This window comes from Desulfuromonas sp. AOP6 (assembly GCF_009731355.2).
GTDB lineage: Bacteria > Desulfobacterota > Desulfuromonadia > Desulfuromonadales > SZUA-540 > SZUA-540.
This window is the reverse complement of sequence record NZ_AP022810.1, coordinates 1511071-1527523: the sequence shown is the minus strand read 5'-3', so window position 1 is coordinate 1527523 and position 16453 is coordinate 1511071. Positions and strand designations below refer to the sequence as shown.

At 55.3% G+C, this 16453-nt stretch carries 15 protein-coding genes; all 15 read right to left on the bottom strand.

The window, feature by feature from the left end; genetic code table 11:
- Positions 1–29 precede the first annotated feature (29 nt).
- Positions 30–1835: a heavy metal translocating P-type ATPase gene (locus AOP6_RS07140; RefSeq protein WP_213194814.1), complete on the bottom strand. Its 1806-nt coding sequence runs from the start codon at positions 1833–1835 to the stop codon at positions 30–32.
- Positions 1836–2516: 681 nt separating this feature from the next.
- Complete coding sequence (locus tag AOP6_RS07135; protein ID WP_213194813.1) at positions 2517–3170, bottom strand: thioredoxin domain-containing protein; 654 nt, start codon at positions 3168–3170, stop codon at positions 2517–2519.
- Positions 3167–3607, bottom strand: a complete 441-nt coding sequence (locus tag AOP6_RS07130) for a disulfide bond formation protein B (protein ID WP_155876066.1) — start codon at positions 3605–3607, stop codon at positions 3167–3169. The genes AOP6_RS07135 and AOP6_RS07130 overlap by 4 nt, the downstream gene beginning before the upstream one ends.
- Positions 3608–3678: 71 nt before the next feature.
- Entirely contained in the window at positions 3679–4428 is a 750-nt protein-coding gene (locus AOP6_RS07125) for a cytochrome c biogenesis protein CcdA (RefSeq protein ID WP_155876065.1), read from the bottom strand.
- 4 nt (positions 4429–4432) lie between these two features.
- Positions 4433–4948, bottom strand: a complete 516-nt coding sequence (locus AOP6_RS07120; RefSeq protein ID WP_155876064.1) for a TlpA disulfide reductase family protein — start codon at positions 4946–4948, stop codon at positions 4433–4435.
- A 154-nt stretch (positions 4949–5102) separates the two neighbouring features.
- A complete protein-coding gene (locus AOP6_RS07115) occupies positions 5103–5480 on the bottom strand; it encodes a hypothetical protein (RefSeq protein WP_155876063.1) in 378 nt (125 codons plus the stop codon).
- A 106-nt stretch (positions 5481–5586) separates the two neighbouring features.
- Positions 5587–6096 carry a DUF4124 domain-containing protein gene (locus AOP6_RS07110; RefSeq protein WP_155876062.1) on the bottom strand — a complete coding sequence of 170 codons (510 nt, stop codon included), beginning with the start codon at positions 6094–6096 and terminating at the stop codon, positions 5587–5589.
- A gap of 261 nt (positions 6097–6357) precedes the next feature.
- On the bottom strand, positions 6358–6648 hold the full coding sequence (locus AOP6_RS07105; protein ID WP_213194812.1) for a GSU3473 family protein: 291 nt from the start codon (positions 6646–6648) through the stop codon (positions 6358–6360).
- Entirely contained in the window at positions 6645–7142 is a 498-nt protein-coding gene (locus AOP6_RS07100; protein ID WP_155876061.1) for a hypothetical protein, read from the bottom strand. Before AOP6_RS07100 ends, AOP6_RS07105 begins: the two co-directional genes overlap by 4 nt.
- A 70-nt stretch (positions 7143–7212) precedes the next feature.
- The gene (locus AOP6_RS07095; protein ID WP_155876060.1) at positions 7213–7542 is read right to left on the bottom strand and encodes a P-II family nitrogen regulator; all 330 of its coding nucleotides are present in this window, start codon (positions 7540–7542) and stop codon (positions 7213–7215) included.
- A 3-nt stretch (positions 7543–7545) separates the two neighbouring features.
- A complete protein-coding gene (locus AOP6_RS07090) occupies positions 7546–10647 on the bottom strand; it encodes a CusA/CzcA family heavy metal efflux RND transporter (protein WP_155876059.1) in 3102 nt (1033 codons plus the stop codon).
- Between the two features lie 15 nt (positions 10648–10662).
- Entirely contained in the window at positions 10663–11961 is a 1299-nt protein-coding gene (locus AOP6_RS07085; protein ID WP_155876058.1) for an efflux RND transporter periplasmic adaptor subunit, read from the bottom strand.
- Positions 11962–11966: 5 nt separating this feature from the next.
- On the bottom strand, positions 11967–13334 hold the full coding sequence (locus tag AOP6_RS07080) for a TolC family protein (RefSeq protein ID WP_155876055.1): 1368 nt from the start codon (positions 13332–13334) through the stop codon (positions 11967–11969).
- A gap of 867 nt (positions 13335–14201) precedes the next feature.
- The gene (gene recJ / locus AOP6_RS07075; RefSeq protein WP_155876053.1) at positions 14202–15887 is read right to left on the bottom strand and encodes a single-stranded-DNA-specific exonuclease RecJ; all 1686 of its coding nucleotides are present in this window, start codon (positions 15885–15887) and stop codon (positions 14202–14204) included.
- 116 nt (positions 15888–16003) lie between these two features.
- The gene (locus tag AOP6_RS07070) at positions 16004–16447 is read right to left on the bottom strand and encodes a hypothetical protein (RefSeq protein WP_155876051.1); all 444 of its coding nucleotides are present in this window, start codon (positions 16445–16447) and stop codon (positions 16004–16006) included.
- Positions 16448–16453: the final 6 nt, after the last annotated feature.

The following is a 16453-nucleotide window of genomic DNA, read 5'->3' as shown; positions in this document are numbered from 1 at the left end:
TGTTTGTTTTCAAAAGTCATTATTTATACTTACTTCGCATTACGCAGCAATCTTAGACTATTAAACACCACCAACAGCGTCGCCCCGGTGTCGGCAGCGATCGCCATCCAGAGCGAAGCCATGCCGAACAGGGTCAGGACGATAAACACCAGCTTTAGCCCAAGAGCGAATCCTATGTTTTGCTGGATGATGCGCAAAGTCCGGCGGGAATGTCGGATCAGCCACGGCAGTTTCGACAGGTCGTCGGACATCAGCGCCACATCGGCCGTTTCCAGAGCGGCATCGGTTCCCATGGCGCCCATTGCGATACCAATGGTCGCCGCCGCCATCGCCGGGGCATCGTTAATACCGTCGCCGATCATGGCCACATACTTGTCCTCGCGGACGAGTCGCCCGATCGCCTCGACCTTGTCTTCGGGCAAGAGTTCGCAGTGGTACTCATCAATCCCAGCCTCCGCTGCGATGGCCCTGGCCGTGCCCTCGTTGTCACCGGTGAGCATGACGACCCGCTTCACCCCAGCGTTTTTAATCGCCGCAATGGTCTGCGGGACGTTCTCGCGCAGGCTGTCGGCAATACTGATCAGACCGCAGACATGCTGGTCGTTGCCAATGGCGACCACGGTGTGTCCGGCATCTTCCATCTCATCGGCTCGGGCATGAATCTCCGGGCTCTCCTGGCCCTTCTCGTGCATCATCCGGTGACTGCCGATCCAGAACAACCTGCCGTCGATGCTCCCTTCGCCACCTTTGCCGGGAATTGCCTTAAAATGTTCGGCGGGGCAGACATCGATGCCGACTTCACGGGCTTTGCGCAAAATGGCCCGGGCCAGGGGATGCTCGCTGCCGGCTTCCAGGGCCGCGGCCCGCTCCAGCAGTTCCCGCTCGCTGTGTCCATTGAGCGTCACCACGCGCTGAACTTCCGCCATACCTTGGGTGAGTGTTCCCGTCTTATCCAGGGCAATGCTCTGGAGATGTCCCAACATCTCCAGATAAAGTCCGCCCTTGATCAGCACACCGTTGCGGGCTGCGGCGGTCAAGGCTGAGACATTGCTGATCGGGGTTGAAATCACCAGCGCGCAGGGGCAGGCGATTACCAGAAGCACCAAGCCGCGATAAATGCCCTCCGACCAGGACAGGTTCGCCAGCAGCGGCAGTGCGATGGCAATGGCGATGGCCAGGAACATCATTGTGGGGGTGTAGTAGGTAGAGAAGCGATCAACCCATTGCTGACTGCGGGATCTGCGCGACTGGGCACTTTCGACCATGCGGATAATTCTTGCCAGAGTCGTATCGCTGGCGGACCGGTTGGTGCGAACCTCCAACCCCCCGTCCAGATTGATGGTGCCGGCGTAGACCTCATCTCCAGGCTGCTTGGAGACCGGCATCGACTCGCCGGTGATCGGGGCCTGGTTCACCGAGGATTCGCCTTTGACCACCTCACCGTCCAAGGGAATCTTCTCTCCCGGGCGAATCAGGACGATGGCCCCAAGCGGAACCTCTTCCACAGGTTTTTCATGGAGATCCCCATGCTCCGGGCTGCGGTAGCGGGCCGTGGGCGGCGACAGGTCCAAGAGTGCGCCGATGGCATTGCGGGCCCGCTCGACGCTCCAGTGCTCCAGCAAGAGTGAGAGGGCGAACAAGAACGCGACCGTCGCCGCTTCGAACCACTCGCCGATAATGAGTGCTCCGATGACTGCCGCGACCATCAGGAAGTTCATGTCCGGCCGTAGCCTTCGAGCGGCCTGCAGAGCCCTGGGCAGGACGAACCAGGCGCCGCTGGCCGCGGAGGCGACATACAACAGCTTCACGGCGAGGGGAAATGAGTGACCTTCCAAGTGCCCGCCGGCAAAAGCATCGAGTAAGCTCTCGTGCATTACCCAGTGGGCGACGAAGGCGGCCAGCAGCAGCGTCCCGCTGGTGACGGTCATGACCAGCCGCCCGTGCTGCTGCCAGAACGGCCCCTTTTCCCCGGCCAGCCGCAGATCCCAGGGTGTGGCCTTCATTCCCGTTGACCCGACCGCCTGAACAATGGCGTCGGCAGAGAGCGCCTCGGGGTCGTACTCAACCGACATCCGGGCATTGAGAACATCGAATTCCAGATCGATGATCCCCGGTTTGCCCCCCACTTCGCGCCGCAGGATGGCGACTTCTTCAGAACAATCCAGACCCTGGATTCGGTAATCGATTCGTCGCGACATTTATATTCCTCACTTCCGAAGAAATTGTCCAATAGCCTGCTGCTATTGGAGACTGTCGGAGTTTGAGCCTGGGTCGCGTGATTTTGAAAAAAAGCTCAAACCCTTGTGGGGCATGGGTAAATTCCATCAGAGGCAACTTTGAACAGTTATAAAGGAGGTCATTGAGGCTTGAAAAAAAATCTCATGTCATTGTCTCCTTTGCTTGGGTTCCTCGGAATTGAAGAGTGCTACGCGAAGCAATGGCGCCAGTCTTATGGCTGATCAATTCAGGGTTATAGCCGTCAGTATCTTTTCAACTATCCACTGTCCCCTGAAATCTCACTTTTGGTATTTCGCGTCCAGCTCTGATTGGATCAATTGATACAATTGTTTGTAGCCAAAGGTCTGCAGTGGTTTGCCGTTGACAAAATAACCTGGAGTTTTTTGTACATTCAGTGTTTTAACGTCAGCCATGTCCTGTTCGATGATTTTCGCAATGGCAGGAGCATGCATATCATTTTTGATTTGTTCGATATCCACGCCTGCCATGGGAAGAACGTCCCATAGTTTTTCCGGTTGATAATTGTGGTGGCTGGCCCAAACATTCTGGGTTTTAAACATAACATCCAGGGTTTCCCAGTACTTTCCTTGCATTCTAGCGGCTTCCAGGATCTTGACAAAATTGTCAGCACCATCATGGAAGGGAGCGTAACGCAGCACGAGTTTGATTTTGCCAGGATTGTCAGCCATGATTTTCTTGATCAAGGGAGCAAAGGATGCGCAGGTCTCACAGGCCGGATCCATAAATTCAACCAGGTAAACTTTGGCATTGTCACTGCCAAGGGTTGGCGAATGATCTCTGACAAAAAGCTCAGCGTTTTGTGAGGCCATAAAACCGTACTTTTCAACCTGCAGGTCCTTGTAGTAGTTGCTGCCGACAATGAAGGCAATGACGAGGACTATGCATGAGATTCCGATAAGTGCGTATTTCATTTGGACGTTCTCCTCTTCAAAACGATTAATAGGGTTACGAGTGTTGAAAATGCGAAAAATGACATCATCGGGATCGAGACGAAACCAAACAGCTCAATATATTTTTCCGTACAGGAAACCCCCTTTGAGCAGGGTTGGATGTTCTCGGGAATAATTCCGGCATAGAGCAGGGTGTGATAAAGGGCAATCAAGCCACCCGCGATAGTCAACGGCAGGGCGTACTTGATGACGCTTTTGTCAAAAGTTGGGAAAAGACCCGTTGCAAAAATAAAAATTAAAGGGAACAGGAAAATCCGCTGATACCAGCAGAGGACACAGGGTTCATATTCCAAAACAGAACTGAAAAAGATGCTGATCGTGGCTGAGACGCTGACCAGCAGCCAGCAGAGGAACAGCAGCGTCCAGTTGGTATTTGTTGCTTTGTCAGGTTGTGCCATATCCAAAGACTCCAAAGTTTGGTGATGATTGAGATAAAAAGAGCGGGCTCGTGCCGCTTTTCAGCCGGGGACTATCCCTGTACCGGAATAAACCGGTAGAAAAACATGGTGATCGGCCCCAGCAGGCCGAACATGAGCATGATGCCAACCGTAATCAACATAAGTCCGGTGGCGATTTCAATCTTCCGCATGTGGTTGCGAAGCCGCTTGAACACGCCGAGGAATTGGTGAAAGAGCAGTCCCGAGAACAAAAAGGGCAGCCCCAGTCCCATGGAATAGAAGGTCAACAAAATGGTACCTTCGCCGACCTGACCGGAGGTTGCCGCAACCATCAGAATCGACGCCAGAATCGGCCCGATGCAGGGGGTCCAACCGGCCGCAAAGGCAATTCCGATGATGAAGGTGCCAAAATAACCGGCCGGTCTTTTGTGCAGGTGCATCCTTTTATCGCCGAGCAGGGCGCGAAAGGAGAACAGGCCGGTGGTGTGAATGCCGAACAGCAGAATCAACAGCCCACCGATCTTGGCCACCCAGTCCAATCCCTCGCGCAGGAAGGCCTGAATCTGGCCGGAAGCGATTCCGGCAATCGCGCCGAGCAGAATGAAAATAAAGGAAAAGCCGAAGACAAAGCAGAGGGTATGGAGGAAGACCGTCAAACGCACCTTGGCGCCGGGGTGGGCCTCATCCAGTTGTTTGAAAGATAGACCGGTAATATAGGTCAGGTATGAGGGGATCAGCGGCAACACGCAGGGAGAGGCGAAGGAGAGAATCCCGGCGGTAAAGGCGATCCAGTAAGTAATGTCGGCTGTTTGCTGTAACAATTTGTTATCCTTTGGTCAAGTTTTTGAAATAGGCGACCGTTTTCGGGTTGGACCAGTCGATGACGCCGATGATCTTCTGGTCGACAATGCCGTCTTTACGGATGATGAAGGATTCCGGGAATTTGTAGACGCCGTATTGTTGCTGCACGGTGCCCTGGTCGTCATAGAGGACGGTAAACTCATGGGGATTTTTCTTGAGGAAATCAGGAACCACCGCGCGGCCGTCCTTCTCCACATTGATCGCCAGCATGACAAAATCTTCGTCGGCCATCAGCTTGTTCAGCCGCGCCATCGAAGGCATCTCTTCTTTGCAGGGCGGGCACCAGGTCGCCCAGAAATTCACCAGGACGACCTTGTCGCGCAATGCGGACAAGGAAACCTTATTGCCGTTGGTATCTTCGAGCTGAAAGCCCGGAGCCGGATTGCCTGCAACAACCGCTGTTGTTGAGGGAAGGTTGAAGTAGTTGTAGGCGCCGACGCCTATAAACACGAGTAATGAAATCAAGATAAAATAACGCATAATCTACCTCTCTGCTGTCGCTGGTAATAATTTTTTCATGCTGTAAGTCCTTGTTTTTCGGGATGCGATTCACACCTATAGAAAACCATGAAAAGTTGAAAAAATGCCCGCACCAGATGTGCGGTCGATATCAGAAGGCAAAGCGGCGAAGCTATCAGCTTCGAAGGCCGAGTTTTTCACATGCCGAGGCCTCGCCACCAGGTGCATGGTGTCGGAGCCGAGCACCCGAGTCCTCGGGCGGAACGGAATCGAACTTGGTCTGGAAAGGAACATCCATGCGCCCCTTGCGTGCCGAACTCAGACCCGGCACTCTTATCTGCTTCTGTTCAACCACCGCCCCGTCAGGGGTGATCACGTCCACATCGATGTGGACGGGCAGGTGAACTCGGTGATAGCGACGCTCGGCTCCGGAGAGAACAATCTGATCATCCGAGGCATGAATATCGGCCCGGGAGACCGTCGCCCCAGGTGTTGGAACGATCCCCTCCTCCCACTGGGGGGCACCATTACCGCTCCCGTCGCGCCGGCGCATCCGGTGAGCCCGCCAACATTTTCCTGCTTCCCTGGATGGCCCTTCACGGGGTTCGCCAGAATTGAAGTGTGCCTCGCTTGAGCAATGGCGCCAGCCGTATCGTTGATCAATCCAGAGGAATGACCGCCAATATCTCTTCGACCGTTCCCCTGTCCCTGAACGACAGTTTGGCGGCAGTAACGTTCGCGAGTAAAGCATCGCGGCGTGCTTTGATGTCACGAATCTCCTGCCTGATTTGAGATTTTGTCCTCGCCCTTGTTGCCCGGTATAAGCGCGTTTGGGACGCCTTGTATTCGGATACCAAATCCCCTGCGTTTTTTTTCCACTCCTCCAACTGCTGGCTCTGCTTCTCTCTTCTTTCGTTTATCTCAATGAGCAGGCTCCGGACAAGGGCCGGAGAGATGGACGGGGGGTCTATTACGCTTAGCTCTCCATCGCCCGCTTTTTCATTGGTGGTTACCTTACGGCAGTCTGGCGGAATCAATGTGGGATCATCCGTGAAAAACCGTTTTCCATCTTTCGTCACACAGGAGAAAATCTGAGCCTGTCCCGATGGTGTTAGCCCAATCTGAAGGAGAATAAGGACAATGAAAGTTACTGTCAGTCGTTTAGTCACACCCGCACCATTTTCTTTCCGAAAACACGCCCTCGAAGTTTCCGACCATCTGTTTTTTCAACCAGGCGGTAAGAACATCGCCCCCCTTTTGCCGGGAAAGGATGGCCCGTTGAATGTCAAGGCCGTTTGCCTTGACGCAAACCCTAATCTCGTCCCGATTCAGGTCGATTAACAGCTCCTCTACCTTCATTTATCTCTTCTTCCTGGCAAAAGGGAAGTCAATTAGGTCTTCCCGGCGCACTTTTGGGTCGGCTCGGGATTTCAGCCGTCGTCGTTTTCCTGATAACGGTTCTGCCGGTTTTCTTGTGATGAAAGGGCCGCAAAGTCTGCCGTCTTCTTTTGTTCGGGATGAGACATCCGGCCCGATGGATGCCTTCTTTCCGGGCCCAGGTGAAATTTTTTAGAATTTTTCCGGATCGGATCCCGGCCTATGAAAACCCAACCGGTGGCGCGGCGAAACCCGGAAATGCGGTGCGCGGCGATAAGACGGTCGAGTTGTGAGACAATCACCATGTCGTATCTTCCATCGGAGTAGAGAATGCGAATCATCATGACAAATTCCTTTCAGTCTCACTTCGTTCTCGGGCTGTGAATACTCTGCGAATGTCTTGCTTGGCGTTCTTCAGGGGGCACTCAAGATGTTTCTCCCTGGAAGAGGGAGCATGGTATTTGACGCGAACCGTTGAGCCGGGTGAGGGCGTCAACCTCATCTGTGTGGAAAATCGCCCTTCTTTTACTCCCCCTCTTTTGGAGGCATATCCGGTAAGCCTCGGCGTCGCTTCAGCCATCATGTTCCCCTGCGCATCGCATACAACTATATCGACATGACCCGGCAGGAAAAACTCGTGATATTTTTTTACCTTGCCGGAAACAGTCAGTTCCTCCCCTTTATGCACCGCCCGCGCTTCGGAGACGGAAGCCACGGCGGTGGGTACGATATCCAAAGAGACGGAGCTTTCGCCAGCCTTATCAGGTCTCGGCAAAGTGCAGCCTCCCAGTGCGGTTGCCAGCAGGGCAAATCCCACGGTCCATTTTTGCACTTTCATAGAATCCCTCATCCTCCGGTTTGTGTGTTGGAAATAGCCGGCTTGGGCGAGCCAAGCCGACCCCGTTTCCTCAGACAGCCCCTTCGCCGCACTCGCCCGTGCTGATGCGCACCGCCTGTTCAATGGTGCTCACATAGATTTTTCCATCGCCTTTGAGGCCGGTGTGAGCAGCTTTTTCGATGGTCGCGACCACCTCATTCACCAGGTCATCCCGGCACATGATTTCCACCTTGACGCCGGGGCGGCAGTCGATCTGCTCCTCCCCCTTGGCACTACTCCAGCCGATGCCATAACCACAGCTTTCGATGACGCTAATGCCAGTGAGTCCATCCAGCTTGCGCAAGGAGCGGATGACAACGTCGAGTTTGTGCTTTTTGATATACGCCTTGATTTCCCTCATGACCTAAACCTCCTTTTCCACCTTGACGGCGAACCATTTATAAAGGGCGGGAATGACCAGTAGGGTGAGAATGGTCGAGGTCACCAGGCCGCCGACCACCACCGTGGCCAAGGGGCGCTGCACCTCGCTGCCGGCGCCGCTGGAGACCAGCAAAGGGATCAATCCGAGGGCGGTGGTGACGGCGGTCATCAACACCGGTCGCAGGCGCAGGCAGGCTCCCTTGATAGATGCCTCATCTATCGGTATCCCGTCGCGCAGCAGCTGGTTGAGATAAGTGACCAGAATCATGCCGTTCTCCAAGGCAATGCCGAACAGGGCAATGAAGCCGATCGAGGAAGGGACAGAGAGGTTCTGCCCCGTCAACCACAGGGCGACCACCCCGCCGACCAGCGCCAGGGGAATGTTGAGCAGGATCAGGAAAGTGTTTTTAAGCGAGCTGAAGTTCATGAACAGCAAAAACAGGATGATCAGCAGCGTGACTGGCACCACCAGGGCCAGTCGCTTGTTGGCCTGTTGCTGCAGCTCGAATTGCCCGCCCCAGCTGATCAGGTAACCAGGCGGCATCTGCACCTTCTCGGCGATGGCCTTTTGACCATCGGCAACGAAGGAACCGATGTCGCGGCCACGGACGTTGGTCTGTACGGTGATGAAGCGTTGGTTGTTCTCGCGGGTGATCTGACGCGGACCGACGATCTCCTCGATGGTGGCAAGTTGATCGAGGGGGACCTTGGCGCCGCCGGGCGCGGCGATCAGGATATGTTTGATGGCTTCGGCATCATTGCGGGCGTTCTGCGCGAAGCGTACCAGGATGTCGAAGCGACGGATTCCCTCGAAGAGCTGCCCGGCCGTCTCGCCTCCCACGGCTGTGCGGATGACGTTCTGCACGTCTTCCACGTTGATGCCGTAACGGGCAATCGCCTTGCGGTCGATGCGGATGCGCAGCTGGGGCGTGCCGGTCACCTGATCCTTCTGCACATCGGCGGCCCCTTGAACGGCGCGAATTATCGCCTCGATCTCAGAGGCTTTCTCTTTGAGAATTTCCATGTCGGCGCCGAAAATCTTGATTGCCAGTTCGGCCTTGGTGCCGGTGAGCAGTTCGTCGACCGCCGCGGCAATCGGTTGGGTCACATTGAACTGGGCGCCGGGGAAGCTTTCGAAGGCTTCACTGATTTTGGCGTATAGTTCATCGGGGTTGTCAGCCGAAGTCCACTCATCCTGGGGTTTGAGACCGACAAATGCCTCCGCGCTATTAACCGGGTCGGCATGCGCTCCAACTTCGCCGCGACCCACCCGGGTTACCACTCGGGTTACCTCGGGGAAGCCGGCCATCAGCCGTTTCTCGAAGCGCAGCATGGTTTCTTTCGACTCCTCCAGGGAGATCGACGGCGCCATAGTGGCACGGATCAACAAATCCCCCTCGTTGAGGCGGGGCACGAATTCGGAGCCGAGGCGGGGGAAAATAAGTAAACCAAGAACCAGCATCGCGAGCGCCAGACCCACTGCCAAAGAGCGCCGGCGCACGAATAAGGTGACCGCCGGCCTATAAGGCTTGAGCAGCCCGCGCACGATCCACGATTCCTTGGGCCCTTCGCCGTTGGCGACCGCCTTAGGCCGGCGCATCAGCAGTTGCGCGGCAACCGGTGCCAGCAACAGGGCATAGAGCAGGGAGCCAAGCATGGCCAGCGAGACCGTGTAGGCCAGTGGCGTGAAGGTTTTGCCCTCAACCCCCTGCAGGGTAAATAGAGGCAGAAATACGATAATGATGATGGCGATGGCGAAGATGATCGGTCGACCGACCTCGGCGCAGGCCCGGGCGATTATCGAAAGACGTGAGTCCTGTGGGTCTGCTTCGCGCAGCATACGGTCGATGTTTTCCACCATGACGATGGTGGCATCGACCATCATGCCGATGGCGATGGCCAGACCGCCCAGCGACATGAGGTTGGCGCTGATACCGAAAAGGTTCATCAGGATGAAGGCGAAGAAAATCGAGAAAGGGATGGAGAGGGCCACAACCAGGCTGGCGCGAAAACCACCCATGAAAATCAGCAGCACCCCGGCGACCAGCAGCACGCCGAAGATCAGGGAATCGGTGACGGTCTTCACGCATTTCTCGACCAGGGTGGCCTGGTCATAGTAGGGGACGACTTTGACCCCCGTGGGGAGCACTGTGTTGATTTCGTCCAGCTTGGCTTTAACATCGGCGATGACGGTGGAGGTATTGGTGCCGATCAGCTTGAGCACCATGCCGACCACCGCTTCGCCGGTGCCGTTGGTGGTCGCCAAGCCCCGGCGGATTTCACCGCCGACCACCACGTCGGCCACCTGGTCGAGGTAGACCGGGGTGCCGTCCTGCACTTTGAGCACGATGCGTTCAAGGTCGCCAATCTGTTCGGCCAGGCCGACCGAGCGCACGATATATTCCTCAGCGTTCTTGACCAGGAACTGGGCCCCGACATTGCTGTTGTTGGCCTTGACCTTCTCGACCACCTCACCGATGGCCAGGTCGTAGCGCTGCAGGTCGACGGGTCGAACCTTGACCTGAAACTGTTTGACTTCGCCGCCGAGGGAGAGGACCTCAGTGACGCCGGGGACCGTCTGCAAGTTGAACTTGATCAGCCAATCCTGAATCTCGCGCAGCTCCTCGGGGCTGCGCTGACCGGTTTCATCCTCCACCACATAGAACAGAATCTGCCCCAAACCGGTGGCGATCGGCCCCATTTCCGGCTCCCCGAAACCTTCGGGAATTTCCTCGCGGGCCAGTTGCAGTCGCTCTCCCACCAATTGGCGGGCAAAGTAGATGTCGGTGCCATCTTCGAAATAGACGTTGATGACCGACAGACCGAAGTTGGAGACCGAGCGGATCTCCTTGAGGTTGGGCAGGCCGTTCATGGCCGTCTCAACTGGGTAGGTGACGTATTTTTCCACCTCCTCCGGGGCTAGACCCTCGGTTTCGGTAAAAACCTGCACCAGGGCCGGGGTGACATCGGGGAAGGCATCGACTGGCAGCTGTTGATAGCTGAACCAGCCGGCGGCCAGAACCAGCACACCGAGCACGCTCATCAGCAGCCGGCTGTGCAAGACAAAACGGATGATTTTTTCCATGAAGCGCACCTCTCCTTAGTGGTTGTGACCGTCGCCGAAAGCGCCCTTGGACAACTGAGCCTTGATGGTAAAGGCCCCTTGGCTGACATACGTCTGTCCGGATTTGAGCCCTTCAACGATCTCCACATGTGAGGCGTTTTCCCGGCCGGTCTGGACCGGTTTCGGTTCTAAACCATCCTCATCCTGCACGAAGACCACGGTGCGCCCTTCGAAAGTCTGCAGGGCGCTTTTGGGGATGACAATCCCGACGGGTGTGTCGGCAACCGCCACCTGGGCAGTCACAAATAGGCCTGGGCGCAGGGTGCCGTCAGGATTGGCGAGAACCACCCGAGCCTTGGCGGTGCGGGTCGCCTCACCCACCAGCGGACCAACCCAGGAGATCTTGCCGGTCGCCTCGGAGATGCCATGACCGATCTCGATCACCACGTTTTGTCCCTTGCGGATCTGGGCCAGGTCTTTCTGGTAGACATTAATATCGACCCACACCGAGGAGAGATCAGCGATGGTGAATATGTCAGCGTCCTCGTTGACGCTTTCACCCAAGGTCAGGTGCTTTTCAATGATGGTGCCAGCAAAGGGGGCCTGGATTTCGTAACGGGTATAGGTGATATCCTGATGTCGGGGAAGCTCTTTGATGTAGGTATCGGAGAAACCCAGGACGTGCAGTTGCTGTTCCGCCGAGTTCATTTCGATCCGCGCTTCGGCAAGGCCCTGACGTGCGTCGAGGTATTCCTGTTCGCTGGTGACTTTTTTCTGCCACAGCCGCTCCTCCCGGTCGAACTTGGCCTGAGCCAGATTGCGGCGCGCGCTGGCCGCAAGATACGCAGACTTAGCCTCAGCCAAGTCACGGCTATCAATCACCGCTAAAACCTCGCCGGCCTTGACCAAATCACCAAGGCTTTTTCTCACCTCGCGCACAATTCCGGAGATCCGGGGAACCACATGAGCCAGATGGTCGGCGTTGAGCACGATCTCGCCAGGCAATTCCGCATACTGGTCGAGGGGGCCCGCAGCGGCGGTGGACAGCTTGATGCCGAATTCGTTTAGTTCGTCCGCGGATAGACGGACCACTTCTTCGCCGTGCTCGTCTTCCCCGCCAGGTTCATCGTGGCTGTCATTATCCCCTTGGAGGGATTCATGCCCCTCATCGGCATGCCCGTCCTTCTCCTGTTCGGAGTGGTCCGCATCCTCGTGACTATCGTGATCAGGGACGGTCTGGGCCAGGGCAGGAGTCGGAATCGGCCCCCAGGTGGCCGCAGCGAAAGCGAGTGCCCCGACCATTAAGGAAGTTAAAATCAAAGATTTGGTTTTCATCAAATTCACCTCAAATCGATATATTGGGTTGCGGTTTCTGAAAGTTTCTCAAGCGGTGCGCCGATCAGCCGTTCCAATTCGGTACGCGTCTGGTGGTAGGTTGCCAGCGCCTGCAGGTACTGCCCTTTGACCTCAAACAATGTCCGCTGGGCATCGAGCATCACCAAAAAGTCGAACTTCCCTTCACGGTAGCCGAATTCGGCGATCTCGAAGGCACTTTGCGCCCCTGGCAGGATTTCATCACGCAGGGTAGTTGACTCAAGATGGGCAGCGGAGAGGCTCTGCCAGGCTTCGGCGAGTCCGGTCAGGGTTTCGGTTTCGGCGGCCAGACGTTCGCGGCGGGCCTTCTCCAGATTCGCTCGGGCTTCGCCAACACCGCCCTGATTCCGGTCGAAGAACGGCAAGGGCAGCTCGATGCCGGCCACCAGGGCATTGTTGTCGGATTCCCGCAGGTTGCGGACCCCAACGCTGAAGGTTACATTGGGGACGGCTTGGGCCCGAGCCAGATTCAGGGAGGCTTCGCGTTGTTCCAGTTCGGTGCCCCAACGTGCCACATCGGGGTTGTTACCCAGGAGGCCTTGGATGGTTTCTTCGGCCGGCAATGGCGCCAGGGTGGTCAAATCACCGACCACCTGACTGAAGTCGGTCCGCTCTCTTCCCCAGAAAGCAACCAGACGGTGGCGAGACGCCACCAACTCGCGGCGGGCTTTGCCGGCCGCGGTGCGAGCCGAGGCCAGTTCGACCTTGGCCCGGGTCTGCTCCAGGGGCGGAACCTTGCCGGCCTCGACCCTTGCGGCTACTGCTCCCAGGGTTTGCTCAGCCAGAAGGGCCAGCTGTTCATTCTGGGCCACCTGCTCTTGGGCGGCCAGCACCTGAATGAACGACATGGCGGTGGCGGTAAGCATATCGAGTTTTTTGCTCTGGTAGTCCCAACCGGCGAGGTCTTTCTCCAGGGTGGCGACCTGGCGGCGCTTGAGCCGCTTCCCTCCCAGCTCAACCAACTGGGAAAGGGCGATGGTAGTCTCGGCGCCGTCAAAGCCTTGTAGGGCGTCCTTTCCGGCGAAATTCTCCATCTCCACACCGAGAACGGGGTTGGACAGCAGCCCCGCCTGAAGGGCTGCGGCGTCCCTGGCGCGAATTTCTTCGTCAAAGGCGGACAGGGTTTGATTGTGTTTCAAGGCCAGACTCAGAGCCTCGGCCAGAGTGAGGACTTTGGTTCCGGGTTCCGGAACGACTGACGATTTTGTGGAAAAAGATACTTCGGTTTCGGTTGCCGAAATGGTTGTTTCGAAGGCATCCGTCCCCTGAGACCAGGCGGATGATGTCATGACAACAACCAGAAAAACCGGCAGGACAAATCGTCCAATGCGCATAGTTAATCTCCTTGCGAATTGATATTTCCCTCAAAAAAGCCTTAGGCTTCCCAAGGTTCTCTGTATTATAGCGTGCAAAAGGGGAAAATTAGCCTGCACGGCGGCAAAGACCGCAGTTAGGCTTTTAGCAATGCTGGGGGGAGGGGATCAATTCAACAGGACTACAGTACGCAGGGCAACAAGAGCATGAAGTGGGGGAGGTTGTGCGACCAGATTAAGTCGAGCAAGGATTGTGGCGGGAGGATTCCCAAGGGAAGGAAAAGGGAAGATTGCAGTCCAGCCGGATGCAGGAGAATCAGCGAGAAGGCGTTCTGCCGCAGGAACGGGGGCATGGAAGAGGGACGTCTGGCTGTCCAGACAATCGTTTTCGAAAGATTGTAAAACAGCATAGGCTGCCTGCAGGCCGTCAATTTTGTTTCCTGGTTTTTCAGGCAGACATAGATCCTGGCATTCCCCGGCCGGATTGTACTCCAAGTGGGAATAGGACTCCGACTCCTGGCACCAAATTAAAGCGTTCCCTATGCCTGAGCCAATAAGCAAGTAGGCTAGAACAAGAAGAACCGACACCGATTTTTTGTATAGAGAGATACGAATCACAAAAAAATCCTTTTGGACACAGATAACCTCATTAAGACTACCATGCTGCCCTTCAAGCTGTCAACTCTCGCAGTTTGACAACACTTAGTGGTGTACCCAAAGGACTGCTATCATCCTATAAGTTGTTCTGCTGAAGTTTGCGTGATCGGTCGCATGGGTATAACTCTTTCTCACATACCCTGCAATCTAGTAAAAAGCCCCCGTTCCCGAGATCGGTTTCTCCGTAATACACACCATTAATACGCATTGCTGGCTCATCACTGAAATCGGTTAAGCCGGGAAATCTTTTTCGACTATCATCTGTAGAGATATGTTTCCGCGCCAATTATTGATTTCCATCCGAAACGCCAAACGAGTCACGATGGGCAACAGTTTCGTTTGGTTGAAGTAGATTCCTGAAGCGACCCAGCCGTGATTGGATTTTAGTTTGAGTTTTAAGTGCTTGTCCTGTAGTAGCTTCTGTTCCTGTACTTCGAAAATGCCGTCAAAGATCGGGGCAGGAAAGCCATGGCCCCAGACTCGGTTGCGTATGTTCTGAGCATTGGCCATTGAGACGTCCACCGATTCAAGTTCACCGTCTGAGTATAGATGTGCATCTAGATCCTCAGGACTTAGCAAAGACTGGCATACAGTCTCAAATGTGATTCTGAAATCATCCAGACGGTCTTTATAGATCGACAACCCTGCGGCTCCCGCGTGCCCCCCGAAGACTTTTATACATCCTGGCACGCGCTTCGACACCAGATCGATAGCATCACGCAAATGAATCCCAGGTATGGACCGGGCTGAGCCTTTGAGTATGCCGTCATCACCGTCCGCAAAGGCAACGGTTGGGCGGTGATGAAGATCCTTGATACGGGATGCCAGTAGTCCTACTACGCCCTGGTGAAATTCCGGACTGTACAGCACGACGGAATAGCCATTCTGGTCCGTTACAGCTTTGAGATCCTCGATGGCCTGTGACTTCATTTCCTCCTCAATTTCGCGTCGTTCACGGTTGAGCTGATCAAGCTGGAATGCAAGTGCAGCCGCTTCATTTGGGTCATCAGTTAGCAGACAGCGGATGCCCACTGTCATGTCGTCTAATCGGCCGGCGGCATTAATTCTCGGCCCGACGATGAAACCAAATTCAGACACGGTCGTAGTTTCAAGGTGCTTGCCCGCGGCTACAAGTAGCGCGCGGATGCCAGGATTCGCCTTGCCTCGTCTTAGGCGCTGAAGTCCGGCATGAGTGATAAGCCTATTCACAGAATCGAGCTTGACCATGTCAGCTACAGTGCCCAGTGCGACGATATCCAACAAATCGGCCAGCTGGGGCTGGGTCTGCTGAGTGAACATGCCACGCTGTCTCAATTCTGCGCGCAGAGCCAGCAACACATAGAAAATCACCCCGACACCGGCCAACGGGGCGGGGAACGAGCAACCAGGCTGATTGGGATTAACGATTAGGCACTCAGGCAACTCATCACCCACTTCGTGGTGGTCTGTTATCAGGACTTCAATATTGTGTTCGTGAGCGGCACGGACACCGTCAATGGACGAGATTCCATTATCCACGGTCAAGATGATGTCTGGCTTTCGATCAAGGACCGCTTCAACGCCCGCCCGGGAAAGGCCGTAACCCAGCGTGTCTCGCCGGGGAACAAAGAAGTCGCAAATTGCTCCCATCGCACGCAAACCCCGTATTCCAACCGTTGTCGAAGTTGCACCATCGCAGTCCATGTCGCCATAGATAAGGATTCGTTGCTGATCCTGGATTGCGTCGGCCAAATGAGCAGCTACAATTTCAATGTTCTTCATCAGGCGAAAGTCAGGGAGTTGTTTAAGCTGATCCAAGATATCAGTGTTGGATGTGACGCCGCGACCAGCGAAAATTCTTGCCATAAGTGGGGTGTGCCCCTCACGGATGAGGTTTTCGACGATCAGTGGGTTGGGGTTGCGTCGAATGAGTTTCATGAGCAAAACAATCCACCGTTGGCTATGGGCATTTGCATTGCATTATTGAATAGTCGTGTCACAACTTCGTCCTTTTTGATGGGCTCTTTGGCTGTACTGTGTAAATCCTTAGAGGCTTATCGATTCGCAGGGGGTAATTCTTTGTCCAGCGCTTTGCGCAGAGTCTCGCGATGGTTGCGCCAATCCTCCTCCATGAGATTCGGGCTAATCCGGCTACAGTTGTAAAGCCAACGCCTAAACTGCTCAAGCAAGTTGGTATTTTCTTGCTTCAAACGCTCGTTCTCAGCCATTAGCGCTGCAATCCGTGCGTCACTCGGGGTTTTGGGACGACGATCCAGTCCGGATAGCATCTTCTTACGAGCTTGGAAGGCATCGCTGATGCGCGCATGTCGGTCCAGTGCTTGCCGGGTATACCTGACCTTGAACTGTTTCTGAATTTGGGCAATCAGGAGATCCCAAGTGAGTTTGGTCTGATCCCATCCATCAAGCAAAAGAACAATAAGCTCAATATTTTCGTCGGTTAAGTTTGGGGCGCGTTCACGCCGACTTTTATTAGGCATTGGTCA